Origin of the sequence: uncultured Friedmanniella sp., from assembly GCF_964244005.1 — a bacterium.
Taxonomy (GTDB): Bacteria; Actinomycetota; Actinomycetes; order Propionibacteriales; family Propionibacteriaceae; genus Microlunatus.
The window spans coordinates 19,772-35,438 of sequence record NZ_CAXTHG010000024.1 but is presented as its reverse complement, the minus strand read 5'-3'; the positions used below and the strand labels follow the sequence as shown (position 1 = coordinate 35,438).

Genomic DNA, 15,667 nt, shown 5'->3' with positions numbered 1-15,667 from the left:
GGCGATTCTCTTTCGCAGGAGGTCAGGCAGGGACGGGGACGGCGCTGGACCGGGTCCAGCCGAGCTCGGGGGCGATCTGGGTGGCGATCAGCTCGAGCGCGTGGATCGACGCGTCGAGGGTGGGGCGGCCGGGGTTGAACTGGGCGAGCAGGTCGGTGGCCACCGGGAGGACGCGCTCGGTCTGCAGCCGGGCGGTGATCTCGTCCGGGTGGCCGTAGTAGGCGTTGAAGCGGAACAGCGCGTTCTCCAGGTCGGCCGGGCCGAGGTTCCGCGTGCCGCTCATCCGCCGGACGCCGTCGAGGACCCCGTCGGCCAGGTGCCGCAGCGAGGTCGCCCGGTCCGCGGCCGGGAAGATCAGCCGGGACAGGCCGATCCGTGGGGCTCGACGCTGCCGCCAGCCGGCCAGGTAGGCCTCAGCCCACGGCCGTTGGACGACGTCGGTCGGCTCCTCGTAGCCGTACGCGGCCCGGTTCAACAGCAGGTTGCTGCCCTCGTCGGCGACGTGGGCCGCGCCGCCGGCGGAGAACACCGCGTGCCAGGAGCGCGACCGGACCAGGTCCGGTGAGGGTGCCTTGATGACCGTGCCGACGTCGTCGATCGGCTCGCCGAGCAGCGCCGCCCGGGTGCGCGCGAAGTTTTCGGTCGTCAGCTCGCGTCGCCGTTCATGGTCGCGGCCGAAGGCGCGGAACGTCGACTCGCCGAAGCCGCTGCCGACCCCGAGCTCCACCCGGCCACCGGAGAGGGTCTCGACCACGGCGACGTCTTCGGCGAGCCGGATCGGGTCCTCGATCGAGGCCAGCGTGATGCCGGTGCCGAGGTGGATGCGCGAGGTGCGCGCCGCCGCGTGAGCCAGGAACACCCACGGTGCGGCCAGCCCACCGGTCGGGTCGTCGGAGAAGTGGTGCTGCGCGACCCAGCCGGAGTCGAAGCCGAGCTCGTCGGCCGCGACGAACAGCTCCGTCGCGTTGAGGTAGCTCTCGGCGATGTCGGCGCCCCCCTCGACGTGGGTCAGGAAGCCCAGCCGCAGTCGACGCCCGGCCGCCCGCTGAGCCTGGTGACGGGCCGCGCCCGGAGCCTGGGGAAGGGTCATGACCCCGCTCCGACCGGCTCGAGCGCCTGCAGCTCCGCGCGCAGCTCGTCGCGCCGCACCCGGTCGACGGCGCCGGAGGCCAAGGTCGGAGCCGACCCGATGAGCAGCCGGGTGTAGGGGTGGCGCGGCCGGAGGACGATCTGCTCGGTCGGGCCGGCCTCCACGATCTGGCCGCGGTAGAGCACCACCACCTGGTCGGCGATGCCCGCCACCGAGCCCAGGTCGTGGGAGATGAAGATCAGGCTCGTCGACTCGCTGGCGCGCAGCCGGACGAGCAGCTCCAGCACCTGGACCCGGTTGGCGGCGTCGAGCGCGCTGACCGGCTCGTCCAGGATCAGCAGCTGGGGGCTGGTGATCAACGCTCGGGCGACCACGACGCGCTGTCGCTGTCCACCGGACAGCTCACCGGGAAGTCGGCGGAGCAGGTCCGGGTCGAGGTTGACCTGATGGGCGAGTGCCTCGACCTTGGCGGCCACCGTCCGCCGGTCGGAACCGCCGATGAGCAACGGTTCGGCGATCGAGGTGCCGACCGGCAGGTCGGGGTCGAGGCTGCGCAGCGAGTCCTGGAAGACGTACTGGGCGACGCCGCGGCGGCGCAGGTCACGCCACTGCCCGCCGTTGAACCGGGTGAGGTCCTCCCCCGCCAGCCGGATGGTGCCGGCGGCCGGGCGGACCAGGCCGAGGACCGCTCGGGCCAAGGTCGACTTGCCCGACCCGGTCTCGCCGATCACCCCGAGCGACTGGCCGGGTTGGAGGGCGAACGAGGCGCCCCGCAACGCGTGGGTCCGGCGCAGGCCGCGGCCGTAGGTCACCTCGAGCCCTTCGACGGTGAGCAAGGATCTGGGGACAACCGACTCAGACACGGTCGAGCACCTCCGTTCGTGGGGTCGCGCCGGCCCGGAACCGGTCCAGGCCGTACTGGTGGTGCTCAGAGATCAGCAACCGGGTGTAGGCGTGTTGCGGTGAGCGCAGGACCTGGTCGCAGCTGCCGTGCTCGACGACCTCGCCGTCCCGCATCACCAGCACCTCGTCACACAGCTGGGCGACCACGGTGAGGTCGTGGGCCACGACGACCAGCGCCAGGCCGATCCGCTCCTTGAGCTCGACCAGCAGGTCGAGGATCTCTGCTTGCACCGTGACGTCGAGCGCGGTCGTGGCCTCGTCGGCGATCAGGATCTCGGGCTCGAGGGCGATCGCCGCCGCGATCAACACCCGCTGCAGCATCCCGCCGGACAGCTCGTGGGGGTACTGCTGGTACACGAAGTCCGGGTCGGCCAGTCGCACCTCCCCGAACAGCTCCACAGCCCGGCGGCGCGCCTGCCGGCGGTTCAGCCCGGCCTTCACCCGCAGCACCTCGGCCACCTGGGGGCCGACCCGGATCGACGGGTTGAGGTAGGAGCCGGGGTCCTGGAACACGGCGCCGATCCGGCTGCCCCGCAGTGCCGTCCACTCCTTCGCGGTCAGCGTCGCGGCGTCGGCACCGAAGATCTCGATGCTTCCGGCGCTGACCTGGAGCCGGTCCGGCAGGATGCCCAGGGCGGCCCGGCAGGTGAGGGTCTTGCCACTGCCGGACTCCCCCACGATGCCGAGCACGGCACCCCGTCGCAGCGTGAAGCTGATCGACTGGACGAGCTCGGTGCTGTCCAGGGGGTCGGTGATCGCGACCCGGTCGAGCCGCAGCAGGACGTCGGTCGCCTCAGCCACGAGCCACCTCCTCGACTCTCGGGAGGGACGGCCGGGCCGGTCGGGCACCCGAGCTGCCGGCCACGTCGCGGATCGCGTCCGCGAGCAGGTTGAAGGCCCAGACCGTGATCATGATCAGCACGGTCGGGAACAGCGGCGCGTACGGCCGGTAGCCGAGGTAGCCCAGGTCGGAGGCGAGCACGCCGCCCCAGGTCGGCTCCGGCGGCTGCACGCCGATACCGAGGAAGGTCAGGCTGGCCACCACGACGAGGCCGACGCCCATGGTGTTGGCCAGCGCGATCGCGATCGGCGGCAGCACCTTGGCGGCGACGTGTCGCCGGACGATCCAGCCGGTCGAGGCGCCGGCCAGGACCGCCGCCTCGACGTAGGGCGACTGGGACACCGACAACGTGGCCGCCCGCGCGACCCGGTAGAAGACCGGCGCCACCAGGATCCCGACGGCGAGCATCGCCTGGCTGATGCCGTTGCCCATCAGGGCGGTCATGGCGACCGCGAAGACGAAGAACGGCAGGGCGATCAGGGTGTCGGCGAACCGGAGCGTGAACCACTCGAAGACCCGGCCCAGGTAGACCGAGACGATGCCCGGGATCGCGCCGAGTCCCAGGCCGATCAGGGCCACCTGGACGGCACTGAGCACGCTGACCGGCGCACCCCAGAGGATCCGGCTGAGCACGTCGCGGCCGAGGTAGTCAGTGCCGAGCGGGTGGGCCCAGGCCGGACCGGCCAGGGTCAGGTCGGTCTGCGCGATCGGGTCGTACGGCGCCAGGACGCGGCCGAAGACCGACAGCAGCACGATGGCACCGAGGAGCACCACCGCGAGTCGTCCGGAGCGGAGCCGGAGCACGTTGCGGATCATGGGTCACACCCCTCCGGAGGCGGTCGGGATCAGTCGGTGGAGCAGCACGTTGACGCCGACGTTGAAGGCCACGACCATGACGACCGCGACCACGAGCACGCCCTGGACCGCCGGGACGTCGCCGATCAGCGCGGACTTCGCGGCGAACATGCCGTAGCCCGAGAGCCCGAACACCTGCTCGAGGACGACCGCGCCGCCGAGCAGGTTGGCGAACTTCAGCCCGAGGACGGCCAGGGTCGGCCCGAGGCCGTTGCGCAGCGCGTGCACCCAGAAGATGCGTCGACCGCTGAGCCCGCGCACCACGGCACCGAGGACGTAGTTCTCCCGGTACGCCTGGATCAGCCCGACCCGCAGCTGTCGGGCCACCTCGGCCACGGTGTCGAGGCTGAGCGCGACGGCCGGCAGGACGAGGTGGACGATCCACTTGTCGAAGCCCCGGTCGAGCGGGACGTACCCGGCTGAGGGGAGCAGGCCGAGACCGACGGCGAACACCGCGACCAGCACGATGCCGACCACGAAGGCCGGCATCACCGAGATGGCGGTCGCGAAGGCGGTGATGCCCCGGTCGAGCAGGGTCCCCTGCTTGGCCACCGCGAGGACGCCGAGGGCCAGCCCGCCGACGATGCCGATCACGAGCCCCAGGCCGGCCACCGACAGGCTCACCGAGGCGCGCTGCAGGATCTGCTCGGCGACCGACTGGTTGTTGGCCCAGCTGCGGCCGAAGTCCCCGGTCAGCATGTGCCCGAACCAGTCGGCGTAGCGGAGCCAGAACGGCCGGTCCAGCCCCCAGTTGTGCTCGAGCTGGGCGATCGCCTCGGGCGTGGCCGACTCCCCCAGCTGCAGAGCGGCCGGGCTGAGCCCGCTCAGCTCGCCGAGCAGGAAGGTGACGAAGGTACCGAACAGGAAGACCGGCACGAACACACCCAGCGGCCGCAGGACCGCCAGGACGAGCCGCCGTCCGGCCAGGCCGCTCGACCGCCGCCGATGTCGCGGTTCGCGTACGCTCGGGCGCTCCGCCGCCGGCGCCGGCGCCCGGGGCGGTGCCGGCGCCACAGGGGTCTGGGTCGCCATGATGGTCCTCTCTGCTCCGCTACCCGACATTGGCGGGGAGCGCTGGTCGCCGACGGGTCAGTCGGCCTGGATCTTCACGCCGGTCCAGTGGATCTGACCCGGGATCGGCGGGATGGCGGCGAGCCGCGTGGTCTTGGCGAACAGCGTGGGTCCACCGATGGTGAAGACGGTCGGGGTGTCCCGGACCCCCGCCCGGGTCGCGGCCTGCAGGTTCTTCGCGTAGTCGGGGTCCTCGAGCGGGGTCTCCCGCGCGACCGCGACCCGCTGCTGGAACTCCTTGGAGGTGAACGGTCCGCTGAGGTTCAGCGGTCCCTTGGGGCCGAAGTGCGCCGTCAGGGTCTGCACCGGGGACTCCCGGCCGGTGGTCCCGTAGGTGGACAGCACCAGGTCCTTGGCGAAGAAAGGAGTCTGCCAGTTCGTGTCGACCTTGATCGTGGCCTTGATGCCGATGGCGGCCAGCTGGGCCTGGATGATCTCGTTGGCCGCCGCGGGGGCCGACACCACGAACGGAACCTCCAGCCGGGGGTCGTTCTCGGTGTAACCGGCGTCGGCGAGGATCTGCTTGGCCTTGGCCGGGTCGTAGGGCCACGGGTCGGCGGACTCGGGGTCGTAGGCGATGTGTCCGGGCGGGAACGGCTGCGAGGTCGTCCAGCCGCGGCCGAAGTTGACCTTCGTCAGCAGCTCGTCGCGGTTGATCGCGTACCGGACCGCCTCGACCACCGCCGGATCGGTGAACGGCGCCTTGTTCGCGTTGATACTGAGGTTCTGAGCCGAGTTGACCGGATGCTCGATCACGTCGAGCTTGGCCGCCTCGGCCGCCTGCACCTGGCTGGCCACCACATCGGCGAAGTCGTACACCCCGGTCTGGACCGAGGACACGACCGACGCGGCGTCGATCCCCCAGGAGAGCTCGAGACGGTCGATGAAGATGTTGGCTGCGTCGTAGTAGTCGGGGTTCTTCTCGAAGTAGGCGTGGGCGCCCGGCACGATCTCCAACGCCCGGAACGGGCCGTGACCGACCGGTTTGGTGGTGAGCCCGTCCGGGGTCTTGCCCGCCTCCTCGCTGGTGATCGCCGCGATGCGTTGGCCCAGCAGCAGCGGGATCTGGTAGTCGACCTGGGCCAGCCGGAAGGTGACGTCGGTGTCGCTCTCGGCCACCACCTCCTTGATCGAGGTCAGGTCACCGGCGATCGCGGAGTTCGCCTGCTTCTGCGCCCGGCTGATGTAGGCCTTGACGGCGCTCGCGTTGACCGGGCTGCCGTCGGTGAACGTCAGGCCCTTGCGCAGCGAGAAGGTGATCTCGTCGCCCTTGCTGTTGTACTTCCAGGTCTCGGCCAGGCCGGGTTGCGCCTCGCCCTTCTCGTTGATCGTGGTGAGCGAGGTGTAGACGAGCGCCAGCTGGTTGTACTGGAATCCGCTGCCCTGGACCACGAGGTCCCAGCTGTACGGTTCGGAGCTGCTCACCCAGCGCACGGTCGCGGTGCTGCTGCCGGCCGGGCTACCGGAGGCGCCGCAGGCGGCGAGACCGGCCAGGACGGGTACGGACAGGGAGGCGCCGAGCAGCGTCCGGCGGGAGATGGGGTTCATGGGAAATCGGCCTTGTCTTTCTCCGGTGCCCGGCAGGCACCTCGTGGGTCGGTGGTGGGTGGTGAGGAAGCGCCAGGTCAGACCGACACCAGATCGGCGGCGCGGCGGGCGCGGGTGTGACGGTTCTCGACGAAGTCCAGGCCGAGGTTCTCCCGCAGGGTCGTACCGGTGTACGCGGTGCGGGCCAGGCCGCGCTCGCGCAGGATCGGCAGCACCTGCTCGTTGAAGCGGCGGGTCTGGTCGGGGTGGCCGAGGTGGATGTTGTAGCCGTCGACGCCGCCGGCCTCGAACCAGCGGGCGAGCTCGTTGGCGACGGTCACCGGGGAGCCCGTGAACGGGCTTGGCTTGGGGCTGGACACCACCTCGACGGTCTGCCGCAGGGTGAGCCCCCGCTCCGCCGCGAGGTCGGTGATCCGCTTCGCCTGGGTGTAGAAGGACCGTTCCGCCGACTTCAGCGCCTCGACCGGGAAGGGCGCGTCCAGGTCGTAGGACCGGAAGTCGTGCCAGCCGAAGGGACGGCCGAACTCCGCCAACGCCCGCTCGAAGCTGGTGTCGGCCCGCTGCCACTCCCGCTCGAGCTCTCGTGCCTCGGCGTCGGTGTCACCGACGTAGACCGACACGCCCGGCATCACCAGCAGCTGGTCGGGGTCGCGGCCCTTCGCGGCCGCACGGCCCCGGAGGTCGGTACGGAAGGCGACCGCCTGCTCGAGGGAGGCGGCGTGGGTGAAGATGCCCTCGCCGATCTCAGCCCCCAGGTCGCGGCCGGGCTCGGAGTCGCCGGCCTGGAAGATCACCGGCTGGCCCTGCGCCGACCGGGACAGGTTGAGCGGGCCCGCGACCGAGAAGAAGCGGCCCCGGTGGTCGAGGGCATGCTGCCTGGTCGGGTCCAGGAAGGTGGCGGTGGCCCGGTCGCGCGGGAACGCGTCGTCCTCGTAGGAGTCCCACAGGCCCTGCGCGACCCGGACGAACTCCCGCGCCCGGGCGTACCGGGTCTCGTAGTCGTAGTGCTCGTCCAGGCTGAAGTTGGCCGCGGTGCCCGCGTCGCCCGTGGTGACCACGTTCCAGCCGGCCCGGCCGCCGCTGATCAGGTCCAGCGAGGCCAGCCGCCGAGCCGTGTGGAAGGGGTCGTTGTAGGAGGTCGACAGCGTGCCGACCAGCCCGATGTGCCGGGTGGTGACGGCGAGCGCGGACAGCAGGGTCAGCGGTTCCAGCCGGTTGAGGTAGTGCGGCGGCGAGTCGGGGGTGATGAACTGGCTGTCCACGATGAACACCAGGTCGTAGCCGGCCGCTTCGGCAAGCTGTGCCTGGGCGATGTACCAGCCGACGTCGATGCTCGCGTCGCCCGGGATCTCGGGGTCGAGCCAGGTGTTGACCCGGCCGGGACCGCCGACACCGGTCAGCACGGCGCCGAAAGCGATCTGACGTCGCGCTCTGGAGGAGGGTGTGGAGGGCATCAAGTTCCCCTGAGGTGATGGTGCGGACGGTGGACACGGCGTGGCCGACCAGCTGCAGTGCTGTGGCCCCTGGGGTCGCAGGCGCTCGGTCGCGACGGCCTCGGCCGGCCAGCTCGCAGTCCGGCATCAGCGGCAGCCGCCGACCCGAAGTCGCTACCTCTGGACGGGTGCGAACGCGACGGGCGGACAGCCCGGCATACACAGGCCGCTTGCCGTGCTCGCGAGATCGATCGCACGACGCACGGTCAGGGTTGCGGACATGAAGAGAACTATATTTCCTAGTATGTCCATAGGAAAACCTTGTCCGAAATGTGGACAACTGTCCGTCATGCGGACAGGGTTCGCCACTATCGAGAACGTCCCCTCGCGCCAAGCCCGACAGGAGCACTCATGCCGACCGAACACCCTCACCCGGGCTCGGACCCTGATCACGGGGACCCGGGCGATCGGGTCTACGACCGTCGGCTGCACCAGGTCGCCGGCCCCGACCTGACCGAGGACACCACCCAGACGACCGGGATGCGTCGGCGCGAAGCGATCTCGGGCAAGACGGTCGGGTCGTCGCGGATCTGGATGGGCGAGACGATCGTGCCGCCCGTCACCGGCTCGGGCAACCACCACCACGGTGAGTCCGAGACCGGGATCTACGTCGTCCAGGGCCATCCGGAGTTCGTCTTCCTCGACGGCGAGACCGAGACCCGGCTGCGGACCGAGCCCGGGGACTACGTCTACGTGCCGCCGTTCGTGCCTCACCGGGAAGAGAATCCTGACCCGGCCGAGCAGGCGGTCGTGGTGATCGCCCGCTCGACCCAGGAAGCGATCGTGGTCAACCTGGACGACCTGGTGTGGGTGGGACCCGTTGCGGTCGGGAAGGCCTCGCCGGACCAGCGCACCTGGCACGACCACGAAGTCGAGCAGCAGCCGCGCTGACGAGACCGAGGTCGAGGTCGAGCCGGTCGGGACAACCCGGTGGTCCCCGGGCTGGGCGCAACCCAGGCAGGACTGAGGCATCTGCAGGTCGACCGCTGACGCGGCCAAGGTTCCCCCGGGACCCCCCGCAACCTGACGTCATCGACGGTCTGGCGCCAACCTGACGTGTCGGCCGGTGCGTTGCTGACGGGAGTCCTTCACTGCTTGGGGACGGATCGGCCGGTGAGCGAGGTCGTACACGTGATGAGGTCGTCGAGGAGTCGCTGCTGGTCGGCCACGGGAAGACCGGAGAGCATCTGCCGCTCGACCGCGTGCACGGCGGCGCTGGCAGCGCGAAGCCGCTGCCGGCCTAGGACCGTGAGCTCGGTAGGCAGCGCCCGGCCGTGTGACGCGACGGCTGGACGGGTGACCAGCCCTCGCTCCTGAAGGCCGCGCAGTACACCGCCCATCGCCTGCCGGGTGACAAACGTCGCCCGGGCCAGCTCGGCGTTGGACAAGCCGGGTCGTTGGCCGAGCACCTCCAGGCACGAGTACTGCGGCACGGTCAGCTCGAGCGGGCGCAGCACCGTGTCCATGGCCGAGCGCAGTGCGGTCGCAGCCTGCTTGAGGCTGTAGCCCACCGATTGCTGCAGATCTCCGACCGAAGCCTCTTGAACCATGTCAACATCCTGACATAGAGTGCGGATGTCAACCTCTTGACATAAGGAGAGAACCCATGACGGTAACCGGCCCCGACTTCATCGCTCTGCAGGTCCGTGACCTCGATCGCGCGGCTGAGTTCTACCAGACCCGGCTGGGGCTGCGACGGGCGTCGGTCAGCCCGCCACACGCTGTCGTCTTCGAGACCACCCCGGCCTCGCTCGCCGTCCGGGAACCGTTGCCTGGCGTCGACCTCGACACCACTCCCCACCCCGGGACCGGCGTCGCACTCTGGCTCGCGGCTGACGGCGTCCAAGAACTGCACGACTCCCTGGCCGCCGCCGGCGTCGAGATCACGGGCGCTCCCTTTGACGGGCCTTTCGGCCGGACGTTCACCTTCAACGACCTCGACGGCTACGCCATCACCATCCACGACCTGGTCTGAGTCCTGGTGGCGACCCAGCCGCCAGTACGAGCGGCCCGCCGCCGAGCCCAGCTGGGGCCGCTGGACGATGCGCTCCTGGAGAGACGCATCGCCCAACGGTGATCTCCTCGGGTCGGTTCTCGTCGGTGGTGGTCCTCACACGGTGGCGAAATCCGTGACGGGGGCGCTGTCCCTGGTCTGGTCGAGGTTGTCTCGCAGGGCATCGACCTTGGCGGTGGCGTAGGCGTGGGCATCCGTACCGAGCAGCTGCCGCAGCGGTGCCGAGACGCTGTCGCGGACCCGGGCGATGATCTGTGCGGCGCCTTGGACCGGGTCACCCGGCTGGCTGCCCTGCAGATCCAGATGGTTCTGGGTCATCTCCCGCAGGGCCGGATAGGCCGCCACCGTCGTGGCCGGCAGCCGCAAGGAGTCGGGGGTGAGGAACGACGTACGGAAGTAGCCCGGCTCGACGATGGTGACGTCGATGCCGAGATCGGCGACCTCAGCGGCCAGGGCCTCGCTCAGACCCTCGAGAGCGAACTTCCCTGCGCAGTAGAGCCCCCACCCGGGCACGGCGGTGAGACCGAGGACGGAGGAGACGTTCACGATATGTCCGCTCCGCTGGTCCCGAAGCACGGGCAGTACTGCGCGAAGCACGTTCCAGACGCCCACCACCTGGACGTCGAGCATGGCGCGCACATCGCTCTCGCTGGTCTCCTCGACCGCGCCCAGGTAGCCGTAGCCGGCGTTGTTGACCACGGCATCCAGTGAGCCGAAGCGGTCGGCGGTCGCCTGGACGGCAGCCCTGACCGACTCCTCGTCACGCAGGTCGACCTGGATCGGCAGCAACGCGGTGGTATCCACACCACGGCCGAGCGCTTCGAGCAGACGGTCGGTCGAGCGGGTGGCGGCGGCCACGTTCTCGCCCTGGGTGAGGAGCTGGGAGACCAGCTCGAGGCCCAGGCCACGGGATGCGCCGGTGACGAACCAGGTTGCCGGTCGGTCGGTCGGGTAGCTCATGATTGTTCACCTTCGAGGTTGTCGATGCCGTCGCTCGTTGGTGGCGACTGCTCACCACTCTTGCGGTCGAGCTGCCGGTCGCGAGCGCCCGAGGAGGCCCGGTCGAACCTGGGTCCGACGGACCTAGGACTCTCCGGACCACCCACGGGCGAGGCCGCTGGCAGGCCGGCGGGCAGACTTGGACGGCATGACGCAGAACTCTGATCAGAACCGTGAGCTGGCGGACTTCCTGCGCCGGGCCCGCAGTCAATGCGACCCGACCCGTGCTGGGCTGCCCGCGGATGGCCGGGTGCGTCGCGTTCCCGGGCTGCGGCGGGAGGAGGTCGCTGTTCTCGCCGGCGTCTCGACCGACTACTACGCCCGGTTGGAGCAGGGACGTCGCATCGTGCCGTCTCCGTCCGTGGTCGAGGCCGTCGGCCGGGCGCTCGGACTGGATGCGGCTGGCCAGATGCACCTCAGCGATCTCGTCGGGCTCACCACGGGTCGCCGATCCCGGCCGCGGGCTCCAGCGGTGCAACGGCTCCGGCCGGGGTTGTACCAGCTCCTCGACTCACTCGACGGCGAGCCCGCGCTCATCCTGGGACGGCACGCCACGGTGCTCGGGCAGAACCGGATGGCCCGAGCGCTCTTCACCGACTTCGAGCGGCTGCCCGCGCCCCTGCGGAACTACGCGCGCTGGATGTTTCTCGACCCCGAAGCGCGGTCGTTGTTCGTCGACTGGGAGGTCCAGGCGCGCGCGGCCGTGGAAAGCCTGCGGTTGGAGGCCGGCAACGCCCCGGACGACCGGGCCACAGCCGAGCTGATCGCCGAGCTGGAGGAGAAGAGCCCCGAGTTCACGAGGTGGTGGTCCGAGCACCGCGTCTATCAGCGGACGCACGGTTCGAAGCGCCTGCGTCACCCGATCGTGGGTGACCTGACGGTCGACTACGAGACACTGATGGTCCCCGACGATCCGGGGACCACGATCTTCGTCTACACCACCGAGGCGAACTCGCCGTCGCGTCGGGCCATGGACATGTTGGCCAGCTGGTCACTGTCGCCGGACACCACCGGACGTGCGTGGTAGCCGGGGGTAGCCGACGGTCCGGAGCCGAGCTGGTCGTCGACCCCTGAGCCGGTGCGTCACCTCCGCGATCACCGGTGCGCCAGTGGGTGGAAACCCGCCGATGGTGAGATCCCGAGCCCTGTCACGAGTGGCGGCAACGGGTGAACGTCGGCGGCGAGTCGTTGCTGTCTGCCGCCACTTGTCGAAGAAGCTGGGCGGCGAGCCGTCCGTCGCTCACACCAGGCGCCATCCAGGTTCGGGTCGGTGCACCCCCCGGGGTCGGTAGCCGACCAGCTCGGACAGGCCCGTCAGGTCCGCCAACAGCCACAGGATGGCCAGCCACATCTCGGTCCCCTGCAGCCCGGGAGCGGTGCTCGGCAGGGCCCGGGTCCTCGGGTGCGGGGCCTGGAAACCGCAACCCTGGCCGTCGGTCCAGTGGCCGAGCAGGTCACCCAGCAGCCGGGTGGCGAGGTCCTGCACCTCGCCGGCCCGGTGGTCGCTCTGGCGACGCGCCAGCCACAGGGGGTGCGCCACGTCCAGGACATTGCACGCGGTCTGCCGCGCGGGGGCGAAGAGGGTGGCGTCGCGGGCGTGCGCCAGGACGGTGTCCACCACCCGTTCGGGGTAGGGAAGCGGCAGGCCGAACTGGGCGAACGTCCCGCGGGAGGCGCGGTAGAAGCCGTTGACCACCTGCAGCGGTCCGGCTTCCCCGGCGACCGAGCCCCACATACCCGTACGAGGGTCGGCCCGGGTGAGAAGCCACCCGAACAGGGTCTCGGCCGCCCCCCGCGAGCCCGGCACCTGCTGGGGGAGGTTCCAGCGCAGCGCCGTCCCCACCATGTCCACCCAGTGGCCGGAGGTCCAGGCCTGGTGCTCCCAGGGGAGGCCGTCGAGCCGCTCCACGAGCTCGGCGGGACTGGTCTGGGCGAGGAGGCGTACGGGCTGGTCGAAGCGGCTGCCCAGGACGTCCAGGGCGTAACCGACGCACAGGACGTGGTAGTTCGCCTCATCGTCGGACAGGTCGGTCACGGGCGGACCTGAGCGACCTGCCCCGTCAAGCGACGCGACCATACCGGTGCCGGGGTCTTGCAGCGACCGCAGGCGACGAGCCTGCTCGGCGGCCGGGAGCTGGTCCGGTGCCCGGCCCAGCAGCAGGTCGGCGATCTCGACGGCGTCACACTGCGCCCGTACGGTCGGCGGCTGACCCGGCCGGTCGACGAAGAGGCCGTCGTGCAGGTCGGCCCGCCAGGAGCGGTCCAGGATCTCCTCGGCCTGACCTCGCGCCCGGCTGACGAAGGCGCTCACGCGTTCACCCAGGTCGACCTCGCGCGGTGGGGCCGCCGCCTGCGGCGGGGCGACCCGCCAGCGCAGCAGCCGCGCCGGGTTGCCACCGACCACCGCGCCCGGCTCGACGTTCTTGGTGACCACCGCTCCGGCGGCCACCACTGCCCGGTCGCCGATCTGCACCCCGTCCAGGAGCACCACGTGCGAGCCGATCCAGACGTCGTCGCCGATGGTGATGCCGCGGGACGAGATCGGCTGCCGGAAGACCTCGACGTCGGGGTCGGACATCGTGTGGTTGAAAGCGAGGATCGAGGTGTGGGCGCCGATCCGGACGGCGTCGCCGAGCCTGACGTCACCGCGGACCACCGAAAAGGCGTTGATCGTGCAGTCGCGCCCGGTGCGTACCGAACCGGTGACGTAGGCGTGAGCCGCGATCCAGCTGTCCGGTCCCAGCTCGAGGTGCTCGGTCTGCACGGCGGCCAGGGCGCTGAGAAAGCACCGCTCCCCGAGGACGGCGTCACCGGTGCTGGTCAGCCCCCGCTGCAGGTCACGCTGACGCTGCTGCTCGGCCGGGCTGGCGCGCGACCAGAACTGCCAGGGCGAGTAGTCGTAGGCGTGCTGGTCGAACGGGGACTTTGCTGCTTCGCTCATCGTGCCTCTGGTGTCTGGTGTCGGGTGTCTTGGTGTCGGGGGGGTCCTGGGCCGGGGTGTCGTCAGGCCATCCGCGCCAGGTCCGTCGCCCGGACGGGGTGGCGCAGCGGGCGTGCGGCGGCATAGTTCTCCACCTCGTCCAGGGCGAGGGCGGTCATCCGGTGCAGCTCGTTGCCCGTCGAGCCGGCGATGTGCGGGGTGAGCTGGACGTTCGGCAGCGCGAAGAGCGGGTCGTCCGGCTCCAACGGCTCGGGGTCGCTCACGTCCAGGATCGCGCTGATCCGGCCGGTGGCCAGCTCGCGGCGCAGCGCCTGGTGGTCGACCAGCCGACCGCGCGCGGTGTTGATGAAGGTGGCCCCGTCCTTGAGTGCCGCGAGCTGGCGGGACCCGATCATGCCCACGGTCGCGGGCAGCATCGGGGCGTGGAGTGAGACGACGTCGGCGCGACCCATCAGCTCGTCCAGCCCGACCCGCTCGGCTCCGAGCTGGCGGGCCTGCGCCGCCGTGACCGTCGGGTCGGCGAGCAGCCGCTCGAGGTCGAAGACCCGGAGCCGCTCCAGCACCCCGCGACCGATCGTGGAGGCACCGATGATCCCGACCGTACGCCCGTAGTTGCCCACCGGGACCACGGCCTCAGCCGGTCGCGGCAGTCCTGCGGCGTAGCGGTGGGTCGCCCCCAGCACATCCTTGCCCGCCAGGATGATCTGCGCGAGGGTGAACTCGACCACGGGGACGGCGTTCGCCGCCGCAGCCGTCGTCACCTGGACGCCCCGCTCCCAGCAGACCGGGTCGACGTGGGCCTTCACCGAGCCCGCCGCGTGGGCCACGAGCCGCAGCGCCGGCATCAGCTCCAGGGCGGCCGCGTCGATCCGCGGGCACCCCCAACCGGTGAGCAGCACGTCGGCCGTGGCCAGGGCTTCGCGGCGGGCGGCGGTGAAGTCGGTGACCACGAGCCCCGGGTCGCAGGCGGCGATGTCGAGCAGCCGTCCGGTGAGCCGTGGCGGGAACAGGGCGTCTCGCATGGCCGGACCTTGCATGGCGAGCACCACCTGCGGACGGCTCACCGGATCTCGTCTCGAGCCGGCCAGTGACGGTCGGCCCAGCGGCGCAGGGAGTGGCACGCCTCCTCCAGCGGGGCGGCCTCGGGATGCCAGGCCCGCTCCCACTCCAGGGTCACCGTCCCGGCGTAACCGACCTCGACCAGCAGGGCCGCGAACGGGTCCGTCGGCAGCCGGCCCTGGCCGACGGGCAGGGGTGTGGCACAGTCCGGCAGGTCGGCGTCCTTGACCTGTACGCTGCCCCGCCCCCCGGTCACCCACGGGCCGAGCGCGGCCCAGGTGTCCGCCAGCGGCTCGCCGACCCGCCACGGGTGCACCAGGTCCCAGATGGCTCCGACCGGGGACTGCACCCGGCCCAGGATCTCGGCGATCAGGGCTCCGGTGGGATGGGAGTCGTGGGTCTCCAGCGCCGGCACCACCCCGCACTCGGCGGCGTACGGCGCGACGGCGTCGAGCCGGCGGGCGGCCCGGTCGGCCACCTGCGCACCCGACTCCAGCAGCACCGGCACCACGTCATCGGCCGCCGGCCGGGTGGGGGCGCCGGGGAACACCCGCACCACCGGAGCCCCGAGGTCGGCGGCCACGCTGAGCGCGGCGACCAGAGCCCCGAGCACCAGGTCGTCGGGCAGGTCGCTCGCCACCCGGACGTAGCTGGCCACCCCGGTGACGACCACCCCGGCCTCCTCGATGGTGGCCCGGACCTCCCGCCGCCGGCGCCGGGTCATGGCGGGGTCGGCGATCTCGCCGGCGCTCAGGCGCAGCTCCACGCCGCCGATACCGGTCCGGCGGAGAGCCTCCAGCACTTGGGTGAGGTCCTCACCGGGGGCTCCCAGTGTTGATGCGGACAGGACGAC

General features: G+C 71.1%; 15 protein-coding genes. 3 read left to right on the top strand and 12 right to left on the bottom strand.

What is annotated here, in order from left to right:
* Window positions 1-22: 22 nt before the first annotated feature.
* The 7 genes from ACFE76_RS15035 to ACFE76_RS15005 form a co-directional block, all read right to left on the bottom strand.
* Window positions 23-1,090, bottom strand: coding sequence for an LLM class flavin-dependent oxidoreductase (locus ACFE76_RS15035; RefSeq protein ID WP_375432578.1), 1,068 nt, complete (start codon window positions 1,088-1,090; stop codon window positions 23-25).
* Window positions 1,087-1,953: an ABC transporter ATP-binding protein gene (locus tag ACFE76_RS15030; RefSeq protein ID WP_375432577.1), complete on the bottom strand. Its 867-nt coding sequence runs from the start codon at window positions 1,951-1,953 to the stop codon at window positions 1,087-1,089. The genes ACFE76_RS15035 and ACFE76_RS15030 overlap by 4 nt, the downstream gene beginning before the upstream one ends.
* Window positions 1,946-2,794, bottom strand: a complete 849-nt coding sequence (locus ACFE76_RS15025) for an ABC transporter ATP-binding protein (RefSeq protein WP_375432576.1) — start codon at window positions 2,792-2,794, stop codon at window positions 1,946-1,948. The genes ACFE76_RS15030 and ACFE76_RS15025 overlap by 8 nt, the downstream gene beginning before the upstream one ends.
* Window positions 2,787-3,650: an ABC transporter permease gene (locus tag ACFE76_RS15020; RefSeq protein ID WP_375432575.1), complete on the bottom strand. Its 864-nt coding sequence runs from the start codon at window positions 3,648-3,650 to the stop codon at window positions 2,787-2,789. Before ACFE76_RS15020 ends, ACFE76_RS15025 begins: the two co-directional genes overlap by 8 nt.
* A 3-nt stretch (window positions 3,651-3,653) precedes the next feature.
* A complete protein-coding gene (locus ACFE76_RS15015; RefSeq protein ID WP_375432574.1) occupies window positions 3,654-4,721 on the bottom strand; it encodes an ABC transporter permease in 1,068 nt (355 codons plus the stop codon).
* Between the two features lie 57 nt (window positions 4,722-4,778).
* Window positions 4,779-6,308: an ABC transporter substrate-binding protein gene (locus ACFE76_RS15010; RefSeq protein ID WP_375432573.1), complete on the bottom strand. Its 1,530-nt coding sequence runs from the start codon at window positions 6,306-6,308 to the stop codon at window positions 4,779-4,781.
* Between the two features lie 77 nt (window positions 6,309-6,385).
* Window positions 6,386-7,762 carry an LLM class flavin-dependent oxidoreductase gene (locus tag ACFE76_RS15005; protein WP_375432572.1) on the bottom strand — a complete coding sequence of 459 codons (1,377 nt, stop codon included), beginning with the start codon at window positions 7,760-7,762 and terminating at the stop codon, window positions 6,386-6,388.
* Between the two features lie 390 nt (window positions 7,763-8,152).
* Here ACFE76_RS15005 and ACFE76_RS15000 point away from each other — a divergent pair, with 390 nt between their 5' ends.
* Window positions 8,153-8,692 (top strand): cupin domain-containing protein, encoded by a 540-nt coding sequence (locus ACFE76_RS15000; protein WP_375432571.1) that lies wholly within the window; start codon window positions 8,153-8,155, stop codon window positions 8,690-8,692.
* Window positions 8,693-8,889: 197 nt separating this feature from the next.
* Here the strand turns inward: ACFE76_RS15000 and ACFE76_RS14995 are convergent, their stop codons facing one another.
* Window positions 8,890-9,351: a MarR family winged helix-turn-helix transcriptional regulator gene (locus tag ACFE76_RS14995; RefSeq protein WP_375432570.1), complete on the bottom strand. Its 462-nt coding sequence runs from the start codon at window positions 9,349-9,351 to the stop codon at window positions 8,890-8,892.
* 56 nt (window positions 9,352-9,407) lie between these two features.
* Here ACFE76_RS14995 and ACFE76_RS14990 point away from each other — a divergent pair, with 56 nt between their 5' ends.
* Window positions 9,408-9,776 (top strand): VOC family protein, encoded by a 369-nt coding sequence (locus ACFE76_RS14990; protein WP_375432569.1) that lies wholly within the window; start codon window positions 9,408-9,410, stop codon window positions 9,774-9,776.
* Between the two features lie 135 nt (window positions 9,777-9,911).
* Here ACFE76_RS14990 and ACFE76_RS14985 read toward each other — a convergent pair whose 3' ends face one another.
* Window positions 9,912-10,775 carry an SDR family NAD(P)-dependent oxidoreductase gene (locus tag ACFE76_RS14985; RefSeq protein WP_375432568.1) on the bottom strand — a complete coding sequence of 288 codons (864 nt, stop codon included), beginning with the start codon at window positions 10,773-10,775 and terminating at the stop codon, window positions 9,912-9,914.
* A gap of 187 nt (window positions 10,776-10,962) precedes the next feature.
* Between ACFE76_RS14985 and ACFE76_RS14980 the strand changes: the two genes are divergently transcribed.
* Entirely contained in the window at window positions 10,963-11,841 is an 879-nt protein-coding gene (locus tag ACFE76_RS14980; protein WP_375432567.1) for a helix-turn-helix transcriptional regulator, read from the top strand.
* A gap of 213 nt (window positions 11,842-12,054) precedes the next feature.
* Here ACFE76_RS14980 and ACFE76_RS14975 read toward each other — a convergent pair whose 3' ends face one another.
* The 3 genes from ACFE76_RS14975 to ACFE76_RS14965 all read right to left on the bottom strand — a co-directional run bounded on the left by ACFE76_RS14975 (window position 12,055) and on the right by ACFE76_RS14965 (window position 15,616).
* The gene (locus tag ACFE76_RS14975; RefSeq protein WP_375432566.1) at window positions 12,055-13,755 is read right to left on the bottom strand and encodes an acyltransferase; all 1,701 of its coding nucleotides are present in this window, start codon (window positions 13,753-13,755) and stop codon (window positions 12,055-12,057) included.
* A 62-nt stretch (window positions 13,756-13,817) separates the two neighbouring features.
* Window positions 13,818-14,819 (bottom strand): hydroxyacid dehydrogenase, encoded by a 1,002-nt coding sequence (locus ACFE76_RS14970; protein ID WP_375432565.1) that lies wholly within the window; start codon window positions 14,817-14,819, stop codon window positions 13,818-13,820.
* Window positions 14,816-15,616 (bottom strand): sugar phosphate isomerase/epimerase family protein, encoded by an 801-nt coding sequence (locus ACFE76_RS14965; RefSeq protein ID WP_375432564.1) that lies wholly within the window; start codon window positions 15,614-15,616, stop codon window positions 14,816-14,818. Before ACFE76_RS14965 ends, ACFE76_RS14970 begins: the two co-directional genes overlap by 4 nt.
* Between the last annotated feature and the right edge of the window lie 51 nt (window positions 15,617-15,667).

Coding starts and splice junctions, on each gene's coding strand:
- ACFE76_RS15035 (WP_375432578.1), bottom strand. CDS start 1,090: ATGACCCTTCCCCAGGCTCCGGGCGCGGCCCGTCACCAGGCTCAGCGG.
- ACFE76_RS15020 (WP_375432575.1), bottom strand. CDS start 3,650: ATGATCCGCAACGTGCTCCGGCTCCGCTCCGGACGACTCGCGGTGGTG.
- ACFE76_RS15015 (WP_375432574.1), bottom strand. CDS start 4,721: ATGGCGACCCAGACCCCTGTGGCGCCGGCACCGCCCCGGGCGCCGGCG.
- ACFE76_RS15010 (WP_375432573.1), bottom strand. CDS start 6,308: ATGAACCCCATCTCCCGCCGGACGCTGCTCGGCGCCTCCCTGTCCGTA.
- ACFE76_RS15005 (WP_375432572.1), bottom strand. CDS start 7,762: ATGCCCTCCACACCCTCCTCCAGAGCGCGACGTCAGATCGCTTTCGGC.
- ACFE76_RS15000 (WP_375432571.1), top strand. CDS start 8,153: ATGCCGACCGAACACCCTCACCCGGGCTCGGACCCTGATCACGGGGAC.
- ACFE76_RS14995 (WP_375432570.1), bottom strand. CDS start 9,351: ATGGTTCAAGAGGCTTCGGTCGGAGATCTGCAGCAATCGGTGGGCTAC.
- ACFE76_RS14990 (WP_375432569.1), top strand. CDS start 9,408: ATGACGGTAACCGGCCCCGACTTCATCGCTCTGCAGGTCCGTGACCTC.
- ACFE76_RS14985 (WP_375432568.1), bottom strand. CDS start 10,775: ATGAGCTACCCGACCGACCGACCGGCAACCTGGTTCGTCACCGGCGCA.
- ACFE76_RS14980 (WP_375432567.1), top strand. CDS start 10,963: ATGACGCAGAACTCTGATCAGAACCGTGAGCTGGCGGACTTCCTGCGC.
- ACFE76_RS14975 (WP_375432566.1), bottom strand. CDS start 13,755: ATGAGCGAAGCAGCAAAGTCCCCGTTCGACCAGCACGCCTACGACTAC.